At 51.8% G+C, this 20892-nt stretch carries 10 protein-coding genes; all 10 read right to left on the bottom strand.

Annotated elements, in window-relative coordinates; all coding sequences use genetic code 11:
* Positions 1-10: 10 nt before the first annotated feature.
* Positions 11-2233, bottom strand: a complete 2223-nt coding sequence (locus tag CRN80_RS16515; RefSeq protein WP_098950605.1) for a Mov34/MPN/PAD-1 family protein — start codon at positions 2231-2233, stop codon at positions 11-13.
* Between the two features lie 2 nt (positions 2234-2235).
* Positions 2236-3339 (bottom strand): hypothetical protein, encoded by a 1104-nt coding sequence (locus tag CRN80_RS16510; RefSeq protein WP_098950604.1) that lies wholly within the window; start codon positions 3337-3339, stop codon positions 2236-2238.
* A 1175-nt stretch (positions 3340-4514) separates the two neighbouring features.
* The gene (gene brxL / locus CRN80_RS16495) at positions 4515-6569 is read right to left on the bottom strand and encodes a protease Lon-related BREX system protein BrxL (RefSeq protein ID WP_098950603.1); all 2055 of its coding nucleotides are present in this window, start codon (positions 6567-6569) and stop codon (positions 4515-4517) included.
* Positions 6553-9174, bottom strand: a complete 2622-nt coding sequence (gene pglZ, locus CRN80_RS16490) for a BREX-1 system phosphatase PglZ type A (protein WP_098950602.1) — start codon at positions 9172-9174, stop codon at positions 6553-6555. The genes brxL and pglZ overlap by 17 nt, the downstream gene beginning before the upstream one ends.
* A 99-nt stretch (positions 9175-9273) precedes the next feature.
* A complete protein-coding gene (locus tag CRN80_RS16485) occupies positions 9274-10212 on the bottom strand; it encodes a nucleotidyl transferase AbiEii/AbiGii toxin family protein (protein WP_098950601.1) in 939 nt (312 codons plus the stop codon).
* Entirely contained in the window at positions 10202-10966 is a 765-nt protein-coding gene (locus tag CRN80_RS16480; protein WP_098950600.1) for a type IV toxin-antitoxin system AbiEi family antitoxin, read from the bottom strand. Before CRN80_RS16480 ends, CRN80_RS16485 begins: the two co-directional genes overlap by 11 nt.
* Positions 10967-11139: 173 nt before the next feature.
* Positions 11140-12828: a DUF262 domain-containing protein gene (locus CRN80_RS16475; protein WP_098950599.1), complete on the bottom strand. Its 1689-nt coding sequence runs from the start codon at positions 12826-12828 to the stop codon at positions 11140-11142.
* A 53-nt stretch (positions 12829-12881) separates the two neighbouring features.
* Entirely contained in the window at positions 12882-16499 is a 3618-nt protein-coding gene (pglX, locus tag CRN80_RS16470) for a BREX-1 system adenine-specific DNA-methyltransferase PglX (protein WP_098950598.1), read from the bottom strand.
* The gene (locus tag CRN80_RS16465) at positions 16496-17125 is read right to left on the bottom strand and encodes a hypothetical protein (RefSeq protein WP_098950597.1); all 630 of its coding nucleotides are present in this window, start codon (positions 17123-17125) and stop codon (positions 16496-16498) included. The genes pglX and CRN80_RS16465 overlap by 4 nt, the downstream gene beginning before the upstream one ends.
* A gap of 84 nt (positions 17126-17209) precedes the next feature.
* Complete coding sequence (gene brxC / locus CRN80_RS16460) at positions 17210-20887, bottom strand: BREX system P-loop protein BrxC (protein ID WP_256588486.1); 3678 nt, start codon at positions 20885-20887, stop codon at positions 17210-17212.
* Positions 20888-20892 lie beyond the last annotated feature (5 nt).

Raw genomic sequence — 20892 nt, 5'->3', positions numbered from 1 at the left:
CAGCGAAGCCTCATTTACGGTCATGCGTCACAACTCCTTCCAATACGCCGCGCTCCTGCCATCCAGCTCGAAGCCAGCTGTCACGCTCTCCGCAGATGACCATCACATAAGGTGAGCCAGCGGGGTCCAAGTGTTTTGTCAGATGGCCATATACCTCTTCATCATCGCGGCTTGGCCTTGCCATTACGGCACCAGGATGGCTATGCCACTCTCCGACGTAGTGCAGTCGCCCAGCGGAAGCTTCGGAGATCGCCTCAATGCGCGGTTTGAGATCTTTGATGCCGCGGATGAAGTAGGTTGGCGAACGCTTGCTGTCGAGAGGAGCTGGCAGTGCAGCGACGATGTGGAGCACATTGCGGACGAGATCGAAGCTTCCAATCAGTACGCCACCGGTTTCATTCCTGCCAGACTGACGTCGCAGTTCACGCATTGTTTGTACAACGTCGTCGGACACGGTGACCCGCATGCCACCGTTACGGAATCGATGCGCAGGATGAACAGGCACCGCTACAGAGTCGACCGCGCCAGACACCGTGTCCATTCTCCAGGCACGGAAGCTCGCGTTCTCTTCATCAACAATCTGAGTCAGACGCCCTGCGGCTAAGCCACACAGGGTATGAACCTGCCACGGAGGTAATGGACGAGATAAATCTTGGCACGCATTCGCATAGCGGATCCGGTCCATCCGCGCCGCCGCAAGGTGACCTTTGAGCTTTTCCTCATTGGCTACCGTCCAGAAATACTGCGCCTCGATCTCATCGATCCGCGTGGCCCTGGATAAGCTTTCTGCAAGTACAACCAGGTCAGAACCGCTCGGTCCGAAGAACGCACTTACAACCCGGTTAGCCGGCTGATCGGACAACCAGCTCACCACTGCGGGCGACGCACTGAAGTCGACGGTGATTTCCGCGCTGCGCAGGGCTGCATCAAGCACCTGAGCGTCACCACCCGGGTTGAATACATCAACCGCTATGAACTCGTTACCAGTAGCCGCCAAGACATTATCCAGCTCATGGCGCAGGATCTCTGCCTTCCTGAATCCGACTGCACCATCCCGTTGAACCTGCCTTACTACGTTATGAGGCAGCAGAATGTCATTATCCACGACTGTCCAAGTGCCCAATCCCGAGCGGGTAGTCACCATGGCCACATTCGAGCCAATCGCCCCAGCCCCAATACCCAGAAAACGCACGTCCTTCGGTCGGTCGATGCCCGAGAATTTTCTCGCCGAGGCACGGTTTAGTCTCGTGACCACACGCCACGGCTCAAGACGAATGGAAGCTAAATCCACTCCGTGAGTAGTGCCGAGAACGGTGATGGTCGTGACACCTGCCATCGTTGCAGTGATGCTCAAACGTTCGCCAAGAATGGCTAGGGATTCAAGGTAGCTGTAACACCAGACCTCGACCTCCTCATCATCACCTTCATTGATACGTCGCTTTGGCACCATGAGTAGCAGTATGGGCAAGCGCTCAGTGGCCTTTTCAAGCTGCTCAGGCTCCTTCAGCCAGTCGGCGAAATCACCAATAAGATCGAAGCCAAAGCCTTCGGTAAGCTTATGGAGCGCACCAAGGTCATAGGGAGTTAGCGCCAAGCCCCGATGAACCTGCGAAGGCAGACGGCGGGCGTACACGGCAAACTTGATCTTGCCCCCCTCTTTAGGAGGCTGCGGCCCAACTGCGACAGCGTATCGACCACCATTCTCCACAGCCCATTGAGCATGCCAGGTACCATCAATACGACCTGGAGGCACGATGAGTGTGTGAGCCCCAGGGTGGATCAGAGGCTCTAAATTCTGCTCATCATCATGGATCGTCCCGGCGGCCATAGAAGAGAACCAAGATCTAATACGTTCAATGAGCACCTGTCCAGTGAGCCCCGTTGCCAGGTCGGACCAATTCTCTTCCCAGATGCAAAGGCACAAGCCGCCGTCCGTATCTGGATCAATATTCGTGTGTACCATACCCACAGGGAAATCGGCCCGCTCAGAGCGCACCCTAGGTGGCCAAGAATCGTCATTGGTCATGAAGACTATGCTGATCGGCTCTCTGGAACAGATCGGCACTTGACGACGCTGCTCCAGCCCCAGCTCAAGCTCGATGTCCAGACGATCCTGAGCGCCGTCTTGGCTAACGGAAAGCAGAGTCGCGTATGGGTAGCTTTCAGACTCTAGAAGGTACTGCACAACCGAACGAGCGAGCCGCGAGCGAGGCGCATCAAACTGCCCAGTCATGATCAGATCCCCGCGCGCGGGGCGGGCGTCGCAATCACGATCTTGCTCGGTTCCTTCTTGATCTTGTAACCGGTGCTCTTGATTTCAATCACTAAAGGTTCTGGCTTGCTTTTAGAAGGGTGCTCCATCGATACGACCCACTCGCCCCCCAGGTGCTTTGCAACCCCTTTGTAGTAAGCCGCGGCTTGGCGATGAGGGGGCTGTTTATCTTCGTCGTCAGAAGGAATGACCTTGCTAGTCGAAACCAAAAGCCCTCCACGCTGCCCAGCCTCTTCGTAAAGCCACTTAGACGACGCAGAAGGCTCAGTCTTTTCTTCACCTTTCTCGTCAGACAGAGACTTGTAGCTACAGTGGTGTGGGACGTTGTTGATGTCCCATACCAGGCGATGCTCTCGGTCGTGGTAGCGAGTGACATCGACGATGTCATCAATCACCTCGTGGGTGACGTCAGCAGACAAAATCAGTTTGGTCTGTTGACCATCCACTTCGAATGTCGCCTGCATGAACAGCGCATCGTTATTGCGAACGCGCACGACATTTTCTTCGTCGCGCTTCCCGAATGGGGAGTGGACGAAGAATTCGACACCGTCATGTGCAAGGTTGAACTCCGGGCAAAGTGTCCCTGCGTCAGTGATCAGGTTGCGACGCTTTTTCGGCTCGATGTCACGTTCGGTCAGGAAATCATCAAGCTCCTCAGGACGAGAGAAGACACGCACACCCTCCCCTTTGATGAAGCGGTGCCGCGCCTCAGCGCGAAGGGTACGAGCCTGTCCGGTGACCCCCTCCTCCAAGACAGCATGTGCCGGGACCCACATTGTTTTGATCTTGATGCGATCGTCGTCCTGATACTTTTCCGCATGCTCAAGCCAGAAGACTTCCTTGGCCCGGTTGCAGTGGTCTTTGTCCAGGTGAGTGAACGCAACCACATCGATCGTCTTGTCATCCCCAAGGATGTCGCGAAGCTGTTTTTCAAGGTCGCAACGCTTATCTTCGTCATCGTCCGAACAATGCATGTCAGCGAAATCGAAGAGAATGCGACGGCCGTTTTCCAACTCGATCAAGCAGGTATCGGCGTTGCCGATGGGGAAGAACCGAACAATGTGCATACTAGGTCCCTTAGGATGGGGTCGTCCGAATGGCATGAGGCCATCTTTTAATCACGCAGCCAAAATTACTACATCTTGTGTGGATAAATCAACATAGGCACAACATGAGCGAATCGTTCGGATATTTATCATCCCGTTTGCCCACTCATAAGCTGACTTAAAGGTCAAAATCAGAGGACTCTAGGCAGGGCCCGGCCCACTCTCTGTCATAAACGCAGCTTTCGATGGAATGCGGGCCAGACCTCACTCGAAGGTCGGCACAACCCCCCAGCGGTCTCAAGCTTCAAAGGTACAAATACAGGCAAGGCAGAAGCCTGCCAGTCACGATAGATAAGCACAGTGCGGCTGCGCCGCACCGAACACAGCGATCACCCTGGCTAACGCCGCTTCAGTAACGACGCGCATGTTCATGGGCTCGGTCGCGAGCCAAATGGAATCGATGCGAATCATCGCAGAAGGTCTCGAAGAAAGGTCGAGCAGGCAGCAGCATTTTCAGTGGGCCAGTTCACTTTGACGGTGCCATGTGGATGCTGGATTCAACACAGATATTCGATGATGCTGAGTGCAAGCTTGCCCCGACCAGCGGCACCGGTAACGGAATAAATGCAGGTTGCAGCGCAGTGCTTTGCTGCGCTTGCAGCCGAATCCATTTGTGGACGAGGTTTGCGTTGAGGCTATGGTTGAGTGCGACGCTGGCAATTGAAGTACCGCGCTGGGCACACTCTTGGATGACTTGGGCGTTGAAGGACTTGGAGCAGGAACGGCGTGTTGGCTGCATGAAATACCCGCTTAAAAGGCTAGAACTGGTGCCCACTTAAATTTAAGTGCACACCATGTCTTGGCTTTGTGGGGCTGGGTAGATGACTTGGCCGGACGTACAAATATCACCCGTCCAGACTCGCTCAGGTGGTCAGCCACTTCATACATGGATATCAATCGTGTAGTGATTGGGCACGAGGAGCGACCCGGTGGGAGCATTCTGCGGAGCAGGTCCCTGGAGACAAGCTCCAGGAATTGACCCAGCGGGCGCCGCTCAGCCAACTGGTTTTTGCCTCTAAGAATCAAAATCCTTGAAGCTCGACCTCCGCTCGTTGCACCATCACATCCGAACCGGATGATCGGCGAGTCGGTGCACCGACTCGGGGAACTCGATTGATTGAGCGCACACCCAAACTTCAGCTAACACCCAGAGCCTTAAAAGCGGCATCTACCGGATCGCTGTAAAAACTGGTTTGAAATTTTGCAAACAGCTCGCCAGGTACTGTTGGGATATCGGTAACGCTAGCCATTGGCAGGAGAATCCGTTTCGCGCCAGCGTCAAATGCAACTTGCATGCATTCTGCGAGGTTTTCGACTGGAATCACATTGCCACCCAAGCTCATATCGCCGAGCACAACCATCTGCGCCTGGAGTGGTCTCTGCATCAGCACGGAACAGTAAGCTACAAACCCAGCGAGAGTCAGCGCCTTAGGTGCGCCAGTATTATGAAGCTCGACCGCATGAAGGTGATAGTCGTGATCCCCCACTTTTGACGCAGCACTCACCCGACTGATGTTTGCTTTGAAGTAATCAAAGGCAACTTTCAGCGCTTCCTTAGCGGAAGAGCTGTTCCCAAGACCAGACATATTCAGCCGCCCGCTGCCTGCCGTCACTTGCGTCTCCAGACGGTACAACCCCAGATGTCCGTTAGCGCCTGTGGACACGAGGTGCATCACTCCTGGCTTGCCTTGGCCCTCAGGAATAAGTCCACCACCGCCCTGCTCCGGCACGCTGATGAATGTCTCTTCCAACGTGTCCGCATCGATGTAAGAAAAGTGGACATCGTAAAACTCCATTCCCCCGATTTTCTTCAACTGTTCTTTTACCCTTCGACGCGCCTCCAATGCATATTCAAGGCAACGGCGGACTGCCTCGCGATCATAATCTGCGCTGGGGTGCAGCAGCTTGAGGAGACCAGAAACCGTACGCCTCACTGCAATGGTGTCCCGCTGATTCAGATTATTCCCAAGCTTGAAATAGCGGTCTATGGCATCAGCGAAATTACGCTTACGCATTTCGCGCATGAACTCGGCTAGATAATCAGTGATCAACCCATAGCGATTTGTAAAAAACTCAGGCCGCATCTTAGGTACTTCCCACCCAGGAATGTAGGCGTGGAAACGATCAAAGAATGCTGAGTCGATCATTGCTGAGGGAAACGGAGCCAAGAGATGGCTGGTCTTCACCAGTGTGTCTACAGGCTGATTGATGTTACCCACGAACATCATGCTTGCGGATGCGGAAATGGAGTCCCGGCCACGAGCAAAGGAGCCCGAGGCCATGAAATCTTTCATGATCTGGACCCCATCCTTGTCCTTGAATGAGATACCCGCCACTTCATCAAACGCAACGACGTCCCACATCCCCACCAAGCCGATCTGACGCCGAGACATGTTGTAAAAGAGGTTCGCAACCGTCGTTTGACCACCTGAAACCAGAATACTGTTCGGGCTGACTTCTTTGTAGATGTGACTTTTACCGGTGCCGCGCGGCCCCAACTCACAGCAGTTGTAGTTGTTCTCTACGAAAGCGATCATCCGCGTAAGGAGATGCCACTTCGTGCGCGCGTTGAAATGAGCCGGTTCCATACCCGTCGAACGTAATAGCACGTCCATCCACTGATCTTCTGTGAAGTGCTTCCGAGCCTCCAGCAGCGCATCCATGTCCATGTTTGGCATTTGGATCGGCTTCAGATCATGGACGGTGAAAGGCGAGCCTTTGGCGCCCTCTTCGAACAAATAGTTCATCGTCACGATGCACCAGATACCGCCCGCCAGCAGCTTCTCGAACTCTTTGATAAAGCGGCTGGGTATTTCGGCATCCTTGACCCCCAGGTTCATGAATAGCGCCTGGTAAATATCTCGACGCTCGTTCAGGCTCACGGAAACCTTGTCGATGATCTTGAAGCTACCTCGCTCACGGATCTTCGACTTCACCTTCTCGGCTTCGTCGGGGCGCACGTAGTTCTCTGAGAGAATGCGCTTGACCGTCTCCAGACCGTCTGCAATCACTTCTTCGTTATCTGATGCACAGTACATCCCGAGCAGATACTCAAGAACGTAAACAGGTACGTTGATACCTTCCTTCAATCGCTTGGTGAGATCCTTGCGAACCACCTTGCCCATGAAGAACTCGTTCAGGCGGCCATCAAGGTCCAGATCGAGGTTTTCACTGTCAGAAATCAAAGTCATTGCTGATCGCCAAGTTGATACGGACATCAATACGGAACTGCTCAACATCGGTTTCGGCATCAAGCAGTTTGAAATAATACCGCTCGCCAGAAGGGAACGGTCGATTCAGCAGGGTCAAGATTACCTTGCGCTGCCGCTGATCAAGGTTTGGTGAGTCGCTATCGAACGACACCTGCTCGACGACAGAAACCGCCTCTCCAACGGCGTCAAAGACCCCAACGCGCAATACAGCAGGCTGAACCCGGTCAGACACAGGCTCGGTCTGCAACAGATTGAATACATAGCGGTTGGTCGTCACGGTGAAATTGTTACCCAGCACTGTCACCTGCGCCTTCCTAACTGCTGTCTCTTTGGCCTTTTGGCCTCTCACCTGCTGGACCTTCAGCACAGGAACGGCAATTTCCTGCAATGTTCCCCCGCCGTGGATGAACCGAGCCCCACCCACAAAGTGGAATCGGCTAACCCCACGGGGCGACCAAAACATCATATCGTCAGTAATGCCCGCAGTTTCTCGGATGTACCCACTCAACACCTGTTCACTGGTACCGAGGTTACGCCCAATCAAATATCGCTTTTTCGATACCACGCTGTTGGCAGGCTTGGTAACGAGCTTGCTTTTGTCCAATGACTCTAGCGCTGAGTCCTGGAACAGGAAACCGTGGTCGGCCGTGACCAACACACGATGCCCATTGAGATTGTTGATGATGCGACTCACGATGGATTCCAACTCGTGGATCGCGTCACGGCAGGCGGTAAAGGTGCTGCTTTCCGTGCTTGCTGTGTCGCCTACGGCATCAATCTTGTTGTGGTAAATGTAGATAACCCGGTGGGGCTTGATTAGCTCCCGCCCGTCAGTCTTGTTCATATTCAAAAAATCTTCCGCACGGATGGCCAGACCATTCACTGCCGAAAGAATTTTGTTGCGCGCGTCCAACCCATCTGTGCTCAGCCCATCCACCTGCACCAAACCAGCATCGGTGTAACTAAGAGTTTTGTGGGGTAGCAGGCTCGCCATCCCGAGCTTCGTGTAGGACGGCAGCACTCCCAAGTGACTACCCAACTCAGCCGCGAACCTGTACTTGCCGTTGAGCGAGTCACTCAGTTCTTGAGCAACTTCATAGCGCAATGCATCGCTGATAACTACAAAAACACGCCGGTCATCGCCACCCTTCAAATAGCGATCAACTTGGTCGGCATAAAAATTCTGCTGATTAGGAACCCCTGGGAGCTTCCATTGCTGGAGCAGTCCGCCATCGAGGAATGCTCCCCATTTCTGTGCGAGAGGCTGGAGGAAACCCGTCAAGTAATCTTGCTCAACCCGAGATGTCAACGGAGACAACGCATCCGGGCTTCGGGCATACACGACGTCAGCAGCCTCGTGGTAGATCCTATACAACTGATCAAAGCGGTAAAGCTCTTGGGTATACGCGTTGTAACAAGCTTCCGGAGACTCGAAGGAGAAACCACCCGCATAGCGCCTTCTTAGCTCAAACAACTCAGAGGCTGCGATTAGCGAGCTGTAATAGGAGTGCCACACCGAACGGTTCGCGTCATCGTTATCTGGCCAGCGGGGATTAGCCCAATATCCGTCCATTCGACGAGCCGCCATATCCCGTAGCTGCTGACCCATTATCTCGCTGGTGTTGCTCAGCACAGAATCGCGTAGCCGTTCAGCTATCTGCCGCTCAACGTCGACAAAAGTGCTGACCAACATGAGTGCCTCCACAGATGCCTGAGCCAGCAAGTCACCCGGCCGCAATTCCATTGCAAGTCTGCTGGACAACCGATCATACGCGCGCTGACGAAGTGTACTGTCTCGCCATTGGGACAGGAAGACGGCCACGTTAGCCGCACGTACTGTGCTCAACTGGAGAGAGTGCATGCTGCTTGGTGCCTGTGCGCCCAGTGCATAACCAATGTCGGTAGCAAACAAACGCACAAAAAAATGCTTCACCGATGGATCGGTATGCTGATATCCAAATGCTTGTAGCATGAGTTGCCAGAAGACCGCCTGCATCTCGAATTTGCAGATTGAATCCCACAACACGTTCTCTTCGAGGTTTTCAGCGTCAGCAAGCGACGAAAATATTGCAGTAAAAACCGCAAACTGCTCCGCTTGCTCAACTTTCGCGAGCACAGCCAGGATCTTAAGGTCTACGGCGGCCTCATCGTCATCCGGACTCAAAAGACGCTGAATCTTCGCGACCCTATCCTTGCTAGCAAAGAATGCGCTGCGAGCCTTCAAGTGATCTCGCAAACTTTGACGTCGCAACCCTAGCTCTTGCAGTAGCATGGATGTCCTATCCGCAGCGAAAGAGGCGGCATAAAGGCGGATATCCAGTAGCCAATCATCCTCGGGGGCAGGAGGGCTAGCCTGCTCATAAATGAGAAAAAGAGAGTCCGGCCTGTCGGTTTCTATGGTTTTCTTGATCGCTAACGCGGGCACCGAGGAGCGTCTTAGGACCTGGACGTCTGGAAGAACGATGCTATCCAGTAGCTCACTGAACTCGCCCTCCGGATCTTCCCACCATACAACTCGACAAACGCTGAACAGCTGCAACAAGCTTTGGCCAATCTTTTCTAGTTGTGCAGACTGCTCTGACATGATTCACCGCCCCCAAGCGGGTTTAAAATATTACGAAATAAAACCCTAAAAGGGTGCTTTAAGAGCAAAAAATAAACCGACCGTTTCAAGAGCCGATCACTAGCCTTGTGTTGCTCGGCCCGCAAGTATTTGGTCAACGACAGTTTGCAGAGTATCAACCGCGCCCGCCCGCCTTGAAGCAGACATTTCCATGATGTTACGCAGCTTCCATCGAACCGCTGGCAACTGATCAATCCCAGGCAAATTTAACAACGACCAGTCCGGCTCCCCACGCTTAAGAGAAAGCAAAAAAGCGGCGTCTCGCTCGGTGAATTGCTCACGAATTGCAGTAAGCAACGACGCCCTAGTGGATTCCAATTGATCGAGGGTAACTGGCTCACGCGTCATGCCCGAAAACTCTGCCTGGAAGATCCCATCAAGCTTCTTCCATCGAGGGGAAAGAAGCTCTGCCATAGGTCGACCATGACTGATCAGATAAACCAAGAAACCTTCAAAAATTTCACGTGTCAGCCCTTCTTCACGGAGCATTAGCATGACATCAAAGAGATCTCTGGGATGCTGTCTATCCAGGGCCGCGCAAATTTTTCCGCCATAAAGATCAGGCAAAGAAACGCATAAGATAGAAGCAAATCCAAACTCGTCCTCCACCTGCGCGACCACAGCACGCTCAGTGGGTTGATGAACCGTGCCTCGTAGAACCGGCGACACCTCGACCTTGATCTGAGCTTGTTGGCTTCTCACCAAAATTCGCAATTCATCGTCCCGATTGCTTTGGACGGTTGCACCTGTATTCGGCAAGCCAAGACCCACGGCATCTGCAATACGTCCAAGCGCAGCTCGAACATCCAACAAAGCCTGGTGACGATCAGAGCTGGGTAGGTAAGCCAGATCGATATCCACCGAAAGACGAGGCAGATCTCGAACAAACAAATTGATCGCAGTCCCGCCCTTGAGCGCAAAACAATGCTCAGCCGCCACGTAAGGTATCACCTGGACCAACAAACGGACCTGAGCGGCGTAACGAGGATCAAGAGACATTGGCAAATTTCCCTGGCACGGTTATGAGGAACTCTTTATCAAGTCGACCACCCGGCGTGATCTGACGCTTGCCTTTGCCTATATCCACCTTCGAAACGTCTATTCGGCTATACCATGCGTGGCCAGCATTTCGAGCCAGCAAAAGGAACACACGTTTGACGCGAATGGAGGTGCAGGCCTCAAGCAGTCTTTGCAAGCGGCGGGGGCTAAGGGTACCTAACCCGCTGAACGAGTCGACCACACCGCTAAAAAGACTCTCGTCCGCGCTTCGATGGATAAGCTCAAGCACGGCACGCTCTGGGGTGGAAATTTGCAGGTGAAATTGAGAGTAAGGCACCTGAAAGGCTTGCAACGCAGGATCTTCCATTGAGGCGAAGAGCCCGGTGGAGTGAAAATTTACCGAGACTTCCCATGCGTACTTTCTGAACCAGCCAGGCAGGCTGGTGCCGGCTGTGGCGAACAGTTCGACAGTCTCTTTCCCGAATGATAGGTAATGGCTGTATCCAGCCAGGCTCAAAGCCGTCGCCCCACCCGGCCAAATCCGTAATGGCTCGTCCTGTTGCAATGCGAAAACGCCGCCTTGCCAGTCAATCTTATCGCCGCTTCTCTTCCACGTGCCGTGACCAATACGCTCCAGCCAGCCACTGTGCTGATATTTTTGTACCAGGTTTGGCCCTACGCCATGCTCATGTAGCCACGCTTGCGTGGCAACAGCACCGGAGGGCCAATCGGAAAGGAGCTGGTTTATTTTCACCGCCAGTATTTATCCATAAGGATTATTTTCAGCTAGATTTTAAACCAGTTAGCCGGATTCAGCCAGTCAGATGTCGGTAAGTATGCTCCTAAGGAGCCCGCTCCAAACCACGGCTACGCACCCTACCCGAAGACCATCAACTGATGTGAAATGACCATCGTTCTAACGCTGATTCAAATCTTGAACTCAGCCGAAACTTCCTTCTTTAACTTTTCCTCACGGTGACGAATGAATCTCTTTATTGATTCAAGATCATTCCAATCACAACCGACTTCATTTATTTCATTTTGAGACATTAAAGGCGCTAAATTGAAATGAATAACCTTCTCATCACCACCTTTCCGCCCCTTGCTGGAGTTGGAGGCCGCATGATCAACCACCAAGTTACCCAGATTATTCAGATAGTTCTCTCTAAAGTCATCATCAAACTCAACAGACAATGCTTTCTTTGCAGTGATATGCTCAATACTAAGCTTTTCACGGGCATCCTTTGAAGCGTAGTCTCTGCTCGACAACAATGGAAAGCCCTTACGCCGACGAAGACTATTCTCGTAAGAAAAAAGAATATATCGAACTACATTTTTTTCAAGCCAATCATAATAATTATTATAATCAAAGGCTTCGCGAGCCCGCCCGTTAATGTTCCACCAATTCCCCAAAACAAAGCTCTCGATCACCTCAACGACATCTTTATCGTTGCGCATAGAAGTAAACTGATAGCTTTCACCGTTGCTTCGCAGTCGAGCTAAAGAGGAGCGGAAGGTAAAGGCATTGATGGCTTTAACCAAGCGCGGAAATTCAGATGGTCTTTCACTATGCACCTTCATGAGTGCGGGATAGAAGGGCGCAACACGGCCAATCATAAATGTTTTCGCCAATTCCGGATCAATGAATCGGCGATCTCGGATCTGAGCGAATAATTGAAAACTTTTTTTCAGGCGAGCTGGATAGTCTCTAATTTGCTCTCTCGCCTCCTCCCGTCGCTCCGAGTCACTCACCAACCCCAGTATTTTCTCCTTGATGTAGGCCTTCGGTTTATCAGTGTAATCGCTCGGATACGTCTCAAACGCAAGCATATGATAACGAAGTACATCCCGATCATTAATGTTGTGTGACTCTATCAAGCGATAGATTTCAGCAAAGTCCTCTTGGATTTTACCTATCACTTGCTCGGGGTGGTCGTAGACAATGCCCGCGTTATACATCAGGAAACTTTTGATCGACTCCAGATCGGTCAATCGCCGCCCCCGGTCATTCAACAGTTCAAATATCTGAGTAGCCGTACTAATTTTGTCCACCACATAGAGCAGCACATCAGCATTGATGGCGGTTGTATAAACTCGCTCAAGCATAGCTAGATCATGGCGAGCGAGCTGCGCATCAAAATATTGCCGGGCGTTCAACAAAAGCCGTTGCGAATGGGTTATTAGTGTTACGTCTTCGGTTGCAGGCGGGCGGTCGCCCAATATAAGGTCATGTAAAAAGGCATTACCTTCATTCGCCGACTCAAGCTTGAAGACATCACCATCACGCACAAATATGCGTCGAGTACGTTCAGATACCAGCGTAGAGCCTTGGGAAATAAGTCTCCCAAGTAACACGTGCATAAAGATGACCAGAGTCGTAAGCCGTTGCTGTCCATCAACGATATCCACAAGCGCGAACTCGCTCTTGCTTCCATTCAGATGGAAGAGAAAGGACCCTAGGAAATACGGTCTGTCCGGGTGCTGACTCCTAAGGTCATTGAAAAAGTCCTCAAGATTGTCTTCACGCTCCCAGGAATAGGCACGCTGATAGCTGGGAACACTGAAGATACGGGTGCCGTCGAAAATATCTTTGACAGTGGATTTGCCTGTTTGCACTTAAATTTTCCTTGTCGAGATAAAGCGGCCCACATCAGTGAGCCACCAATCAGTCAGTCTTCCTTACCACCCGTAATTGCTTTTACTTCGGCCAGCAGATCACCAAATTTCCCGTAGTTGACCTTGACGCCGTCATCTAGGTTGAGAGCGATCCGTTGGTCCGCGTATGGACGCAGCGTTTCATCGAAGCGGCGGAGTTCTTCGAGTTGTTTGGTGAATTTGTCTTTGCGCTTTTGCAAGGCTTTCTGCTGAGCGCTGCCGGTGGCGCTGTTGATGTCGTCAGCAAGCTTATCGATGCGCGCCTGCATGCGGCTTTGCAGGGGAACAACATACTCCATGCGCATGCGTGAAAGCGTGCCCTCGTTGTAGCGGTGCAGGTAAACCAAGCACTCGAAGGCCTTTTGTTTCCCACTGGAGAACAACCAGTAAATTGGGCGCTTCTTGTAGGTTTGCAGGTGATCTTTGTAAAAACTGGTGGACAGGTAGCGACGAAGGGTCTCGTCAGCAGACTCGCCTGACTTACGGCCCAGGCTGTCGGCCAGCCACTCCATATTTTCAGGTAAGGCATCATCCCCCCAAGTCACCCTAACGAACTCGCGTACGCGCTCAGCAGCATCATCCGCAAACCAGGCATCATCTGTAACTGGGATGATTCCGTCGCTATCTGCTGGAAATTTTGTGTAACGCGAAGGGTCGAATTCTGTATTGCCACTACGGGCGTATATCAAGCCTGACTCGTCGAGGCTATAGCGTCCCATAATGCAGCCAACGGAGTAGGAGATCAGCTGCCGCATGTCCTTTTCTCGATTAGCACGATACAGCGTAATTTGCTCTTCTTGTACTTCAGAAGATAACTCATCCTGCAAACCATAGGCATCAATAAATAAACGATTATTTTCTGTTTCCAACGCTATCATTTTATCGACTCTTGCATTTATTCCACTTTCAATAGCCGCCCAAGAATCTGCGAGCGAGTCGGCTTTTCCAGTGGCAACCAAAGGCAAGGATTGGAAATTCCAAGAAAGCTCATTAGAGTCCCAATCAAGCGTAGCAATACCAATAGCGGCCTTTGCTACCTCTTCAACTCCTGAAACCATAGAATTGAAGGGAATATTAGAAACATCTCCCTTATTAAACGAAACTGTCTGACAGGTGTAAGACAGGAAATGCTGCGCCACATTGGAACAAAAAAAAGCCGCCAAAAAACCGGACGATACATCCTTGAATGGAAAAGCGGACTGAGCCGTATCATCAAATATATAACCAGAAGGAAAAAACCTTCCTGCAAATCTTCCGGCTCCAATTTTATTCCAGCAAACGCCTTCTTGGAAATACTTATGGCTACTTCTGGGGCTTGCCTTCAACCTGCCATTGGCATCTGAAAAGTTACGAATCTCATTCCCGTCTTGATACCAGTTCACTACCCACTCATTATTACCGTACCATTTCCTAAATGGCCCTCCACTATTACATGGAAACCATTTCAACCCACTTACATATGTTTCCTCTTTAGAAACAACAGAAACACCAATCTTATTAAAATCTATCTCATACCAAAAACGCATAAAAAAGTTATTATCGCCCGTCGTTAAGCCTGCACAAGTATCAGCACAGTCAGAAACGCTACCCAAGGAGCTGTAGATATCAACTACCTTGCTGCTCGCCCAGTAAGCAATCGGCGCTCCTGGAATCCTCTTAAACTCACTCTGCTTAAGCCGATCAAATTTATTACAAGACAATAGTAAATCAGACTGCTTTTGAAGCTCATCACCATTCGTGAGCTTTATAAAAGTAGGCCTAAATTCCTCAATATTAATCCCAAACATAACAAAAGCAGTTGTTTGCACCACCTCACCTGAAATTTCAGAGAAGGCTCTAGCCCCAAGATGCGCCATTGAGGATATCGTTCTATCCGCTAGCAATTTCTCACGTAAAACCTGGTAAGACGAAAGGAACATCCAACTCTGCATGGTTACCATGCTATTAAAACCACTACACTTGCAAAAATAAAATCCGCGTTCAATAAACATTGCAAAAATATCAGACTTGCTATCCTGGAATTCTTTTTTTGCAAAATCCTTAAGCACCGAAGTCATTGCCATCCCGCCCATATACGGTGGGTTCGCCACTACCGCGTCGTACTGAATTGCCAGCAAGCTGGCAGGCAAAGCAAAGGACTCTAATACTTGACTGGAGTAATTTTGCGAAAGGTCATCACCCAGGCTACGGACACTGACGAGCATTTCAATAATTTTGTTCAACTTGGTCTTAAGGCCATCCGGCACTCTGATCAGCGAACCGAAGGTTTTGCCATGCTCAAACAACTGAATCAGTTTGCGTAGGTCGAGCGCGGTAAGCCCAGAACTATGCTGGGTCGCCAACTGCCCGCCACCAAACAACTGCCCAGAGTGGAATGCCTCCCCTCCTTCGATTTGAATAGCAGCATTGATGATGGCCATAGCCATCTCCTCGTCCGGGAGACCTGTACTTTGCTGAATGGCCATGACGTTGAGGTGCGGCGGGTTATCCTCATCATCAAACAGGCGGCGATCATCCTCACGGGCCTTCATCAGCAGAGCAAAACCGGCGAGCTGTGCGGCACGGTCGTCAATATCCAATCCGAAGAGGTTCTTTTGCAGGATAAGCCGAGGAATGTCGCGCAAGCGATAACCACGTTCCTCATATATAGCCCGCAGCAAGTTATAGGCTTCAACCAGGATATGGCCTGAACCACAGGCAGGATCTAGGAAGGTCAGGGACTCAGGATTGAGAATGCCGCCATCCTCATTCATACGTACCTTGATGAGCGTATCAAGCTGGGCCTGAGCTTCCGGCGTTTGTTCGGCTGGCTCAATGTAGTACTGCATTTTTTCTTTTAGGCTAGAACCAGGATTAGCCATCAACCAGAGACGACCTAGGCTGTTCTGGACTAGGTACTGAACGATCCAGTTGGGGGTGAACAACTGGGTGGCGGCGGGAATGTCTTCGCTTTTGACCACCTTGCCGATGACTAGATCCTTCTTCTCGCTGATGTAGAACTGATAAAGCCAACCGATGACTTCAACCTTTTCCCAGTCACCCTCCTCAATATCGCCAACCAAGCGGGCGATGGGTGAATCGGTACGTAGCAGGTTGTCCGGTAGCAAAAGCTCAGTGGCATCATCCAGCGCCTCGAAGAGGAACGGCATGTTGCGGTGCAGCTCATGGCACTGGGCGAGCAGAATTTCGCGGTAAAGCATTTCGTCCTTATTACCCGCAGTTTTCAAGCGGATGACTTCGGCCTTATCTAATCCGAACAGGTCGAGGTGCTGGACATTATCGAGGATCTCCGGCTGCTGGCCCTGCGGATGGCTGAGCACACGATATCCGTGGCTGAGGTACCCCTTGAGTTCCATGAAGCGGATGGCAACCAAGCGGTTGAACCACGTGTAGGCCAGTGCCTCAACTACAGCGCTAAAGCCCTGTTGCTGAATACGCAGGTCCAGCGTGGCCCGCTGCTTTCCAATGATGGCCGGAAATGGCTGGCCGCCGATCAATAACACATCGCCGTTTTGTTCGATACTGACGGGCTGGGTCGGATCCAGCCCCAAACGCCGTGCACGCAGAGTTACGGCCTCGATAAAATCGAGACGGGCTTGGGGAGCGTATTTCTTGAGTGCAGAGCGGTTCATGCGTTTTCCTTGCTCGACGTCCTAGGCTTATGCGACTTAAGGGCGCGGCCATACATCATTAGGTATTTGTCAAAGTCGCTTTCTGAGTACTGAAGCTTGTTAGTCGCTTCGGTTAGAAAACATTTCAGGTGAGCGATATCGCGCCAGTCAGAAGGCTTTTTCTTCGGCTGTTGCACGCGTAGAAAATGATTCATTGCGCGAAAATTATGCTGGTCAATAATCGGCACGTCGCTAGGATGAATCAGGTGAGTCAGAAAAGCCGAAGTGATGTAGCGCAGCCGCCCAAGCCGCTCGTTCCACCATTGAAAGGTATTCTGCGGAGAAGGGGCGTCAGGAAGAACACCTACCCAATTGAGATACTCCCCCCAAAGCGCCGATATTTCAGTTATCAATAGCCCCTGTTTACTGGGATAATTGGCCTTCCCCCAGTGCCCCCATTTCCAGAGCAATGCCAAATCCAGTTCGACGACAGGTTTGAAGGCTGAAAAAGTCTGCTTGAAGCGTTGGTAGTCTAGCGCCGGATACTTGGCATAACTGTATTGGGAAAAATGCTCGCTATAGGTGGACTGGACCTCGCCCTTGATAAGCTGCCAATCGGCAGACCCAAATACTTTTTCAACATCCATGGTCGCTTGCTCCAATGCGCCGACTAAGAAGAACGACGGCTGTACCCCATACAGCCGCCATTTCTGTTTTTGAACCGGAACTCCTTAACGAATTTCCACCCGCTGGTTGTCAGCCACCGCTTCTTCCAGCTCCTTGCGCAGCTTGGCAAGAAAGTTATCAATGTCGACCTGGGTCTCGATGTAGCCAGAACCGGCAAGCAGCTGAGCATCGATGATCCGGCGCTTTTTGATCGGTACAATTGGTGCCACTACTGCCGCTGGAGAGTTATTAACGGGGGCGGTTGGTTCGGCCACGATCAAATCTGGCGTACCGCTATCCGATACTGGAGGTTTAGGGTCCGATTCGCTGGCAGCCTTTTTGGCTTTAGCTGCGGCTTGCTCCGCCAACTGCTGTAGATGGTCCAGTGCCACATCGGCAAGCTCTCTGGCTTCTTCCTGCATTTGGCTGATGTGAGCCAAACTTCGCTGCTTAGCGATGCGCTGACGAAGGGTTTGCAATGGCAGCAAACTGCGGTTTCGTTGATCAGGACTGGCAAGCAACGCGTCCAGCTCAACGCTGACCTTGGTTATGTACTTCTCAACCCAGGAGTCGGCGCGCTCATGGGATTCCCGAAGGAAGCTGTCATTGACTTGGGTAGCAGCCTGAATCAGCCCTTCTCCTTCGCGAATAAGATTGTACGGCGCTTTGGCACTCAAGATTTCGTCAATACGCGCCAAAGCACGGGCCGCCTTTTCGTCCTTCTCCAGCTTCGGCCGGTTGGGCTGAAAATCTAACTGTGCGGAACGCAACTTGTTCCAAGCCGTTTTCTGGCTGCTATAGAAATTATCCAGATCGCCGTAGCTATCGGAGAGATCGAGCAACGGGTTGCGCTCTTTGAGGAACAATTGGATGGCATCGAAGCTATCGGGAGCAGTCTTTAGCTTACCAATCACTTTGAGGCCCAGATCGATTTCATCCAAACCGGGATACTGGCCGTTTTGTGCCAACACACGCCATTGCTTAAGCTCGCCCTCCCATTTGATCAGACTGCTTTGCAGGTGATCGTAGAGGGTATCTTCACCGTCCGGGGCAATTTTCTGAAACACGTCCTTGAACTGCTGGCGGGCCTTTTGCAGTTCACCTGAGCCTACCTGCTGGCGTTTCTGAATTTCGGTGGTGCGCCAGCGAGCAGGAGTGGAGATTTCGCTCCAGATTTGCTGCGGAGCCAAGGGGCCGCCATTGCCGATCAGGCTGACTTCACCTTTGAGCAGCAGGCGTACAATAAGCAGCACCGTTTCCCACTCTGGCCAGCCATATGGACGTCGACCGTAATGACTTTCCGCGAGGTCATGAAGGACGATCCTACGTGATTGCGAGGCCAGCAATTCGATGTGCTGGCTAACTTCCTTGAGCGCACGCGGATTAGCTTCGCCAGTACTCTCCAGGCCGAGGCCCGGCGTCAGTGGCGTGGCCAACAGAGCCTGAATTTCCTTCTGCGGGTCGCTGCTCAAGTGTTGGATATAGCCAAGTTTGCTGAAGGTGTTACGGACGAGATAATCAAGCGCTTCCTCCGCCAGCATCGGTGCACTGGAGGCCTTGGTTTCCAGCTTGTTACCCGCGACGTAAACTTCCGCCTCACGCAGCAGACGGTCCACACTTGCGCTCAAGCGCTGGCGGCGCTGGCGGTTTTCTTCGGCACGATCCTGAAGGATACGTTTGGTGTTATGCGGCAGCGTCCCATCATTCTTTCGCGTGATGAACTTGTCGGTCTGCAAGTACAGGCGCAGTTCACGCGCTAAATCGCGCTCATCGTCCAGGCGCAACAGCACACTGCCCTCCCCCTGACTAGATTCGAGAATGCAGCGTTGCTCGCTCCAGGTATCCCGGTCATCCACCAATGGGCTGATGACCGAGATCAGCAGATCGCCATCGACGCGGTTACCCAGGGGATGCAGATCGCATTGGCGATTGAGACCAAAATCTTTGCCATTGTCTGGGAAGCGAAACTTACGCTGACCACGCAGAGACTCATCGAACAACAATTGACCCAGTTCACGAGCCTCGTCGGCACTGGTGAGATCAACCTCTTTGATCTCGCGACTGATATCGCGCTCTTCATTGGTCAGGAAGAAGAAATCATCACCATTACGACTGACGAGGGTTTCCTTCTCCAGACGCTGGAGGCTGTCTTCGATCTGCTTGCGAAGCGCTTGGCGGTCGGCGTCGATCTCATCAATAAAAAGCGTGATCAGATTATCTACGTTGCCCTTGATCTCATCGACATATCGAATGAGGAACAGGGTTTTCAAAACCAATGTGTCAAACTCTTGCAGACTGAGATTGCTGGCCGCGTTGTCAATGGTCGACTTGACCACCCCTTCAAGGAAGCCTTCGATGGACGGGTAGAAGCGGTAAAGCGGCACCAGTACACCAACGGAGTTCTCACTGACGGCTTTGGCAGCTGATTGGAAGGCATCTAGCAGCGAGCGTTCGCCTCGGGCCAGGTGAGTGCCGGTGGCCCCGGCCTTGCGAATACTTTCAAAGATTCGTTGTACCAACTGGAACTGATACGGCACAAAGGGATAGACGGCGGCGAAGTTGTCTTCGTCAGTAAACGCCTTATAGGTACGCCCAGTATTTGTAAAACTTAACTGATTCCGCAGAATGTCGGCTTTTTCGCGATAGATTTTACGCAAGACATCCTTGGGCTCTGGCTCCTTGTCGAGTAGACGACGCTGGATGACCTCATCGACGTTGCCGCTGGACAACGACAAACGGGTTTTGAAACGTCCCTGAATCTTGGAGAAGTCATTGGCCTTGGACGCGCGTACCTCACCCAGGACTGCATCAATGTCTTCTTGAGAGGTTACCAATACCCATGCACGTCCTCCACAGATTACGCCTAGCTCTTCAGTAATGGTTTGCAGACTGAGCATCAAATGAGTGTCTTGACCGATGAACTGGCCCACCTCGTCCACCAAGAAAACAATCCTGTGATCTTTACCGCGCTTGTCCAGGTAACCCTGGACCCATCTGGCAAAACTTTGGACATTCAAGTTGAAGTCGTTTTCAAAACGCTCAACCCAGGCATCGGCATCTTTGATTTCTTGACCCAACGTCTGTGACAAAGCGTTAGCTAGCGCATCAACCTGAAAGTGATAAGCGTCACGCTCTTCTTCCCAAGTAGAACCCGAAGACTCTGCAAAAGCTTGCTTGAATTCGCCAAACTTACCTTGCTCATCTAGGTAACGCTCCATGTGTGCAATGTGCGGATGGTCGCCACAGAAACCGAGACGCTCGTTGAACACTTTGAGAAACACCCGAAGGATTGCGTCACGACCGTCACCACTGTCAGCCTTACTGTCAATGTTGAACAGCAACACGTCGGTATCAGCCGCAACCGCTCGCTTGATATCAGCTGCGAGCATTGGGTCTGCAATTTTTCGCTCAAAAAAATCTATAGCATGGCGACTTTCGCCAGCGTTGCTCACTCGCTTGTTTTCTAAGAGATATGACAGAATTTTCAGGAAGTGGGATTTTCCCGAACCGAAAAAGCCCGAGATCCACACACCTACACGCCCCGACGCTGCTTGAGGATTATCCAGCGCTGCAAGATAGCTTTCGAAAAAGCTACGAAGGTGTTGATCCAACTCGCGGGTAATAACGTACTCATCAAGCTCCTGCCAGACAGACTCTTCGTCATCTTGGTCAGCCTTGATTACCCCGTTGATGGAGCGGTTGATAGGACGCGTGAACAAATTCTTGATTAACAAAGTGGACATCCTTT

This window comes from Pseudomonas sp. FDAARGOS_380 (assembly GCF_002591235.1).
Classification (GTDB): domain Bacteria; phylum Pseudomonadota; class Gammaproteobacteria; order Pseudomonadales; family Pseudomonadaceae; genus Aquipseudomonas; species Aquipseudomonas salmasensis.
This window is presented reverse-complemented; position numbering and strand designations above follow the sequence as displayed.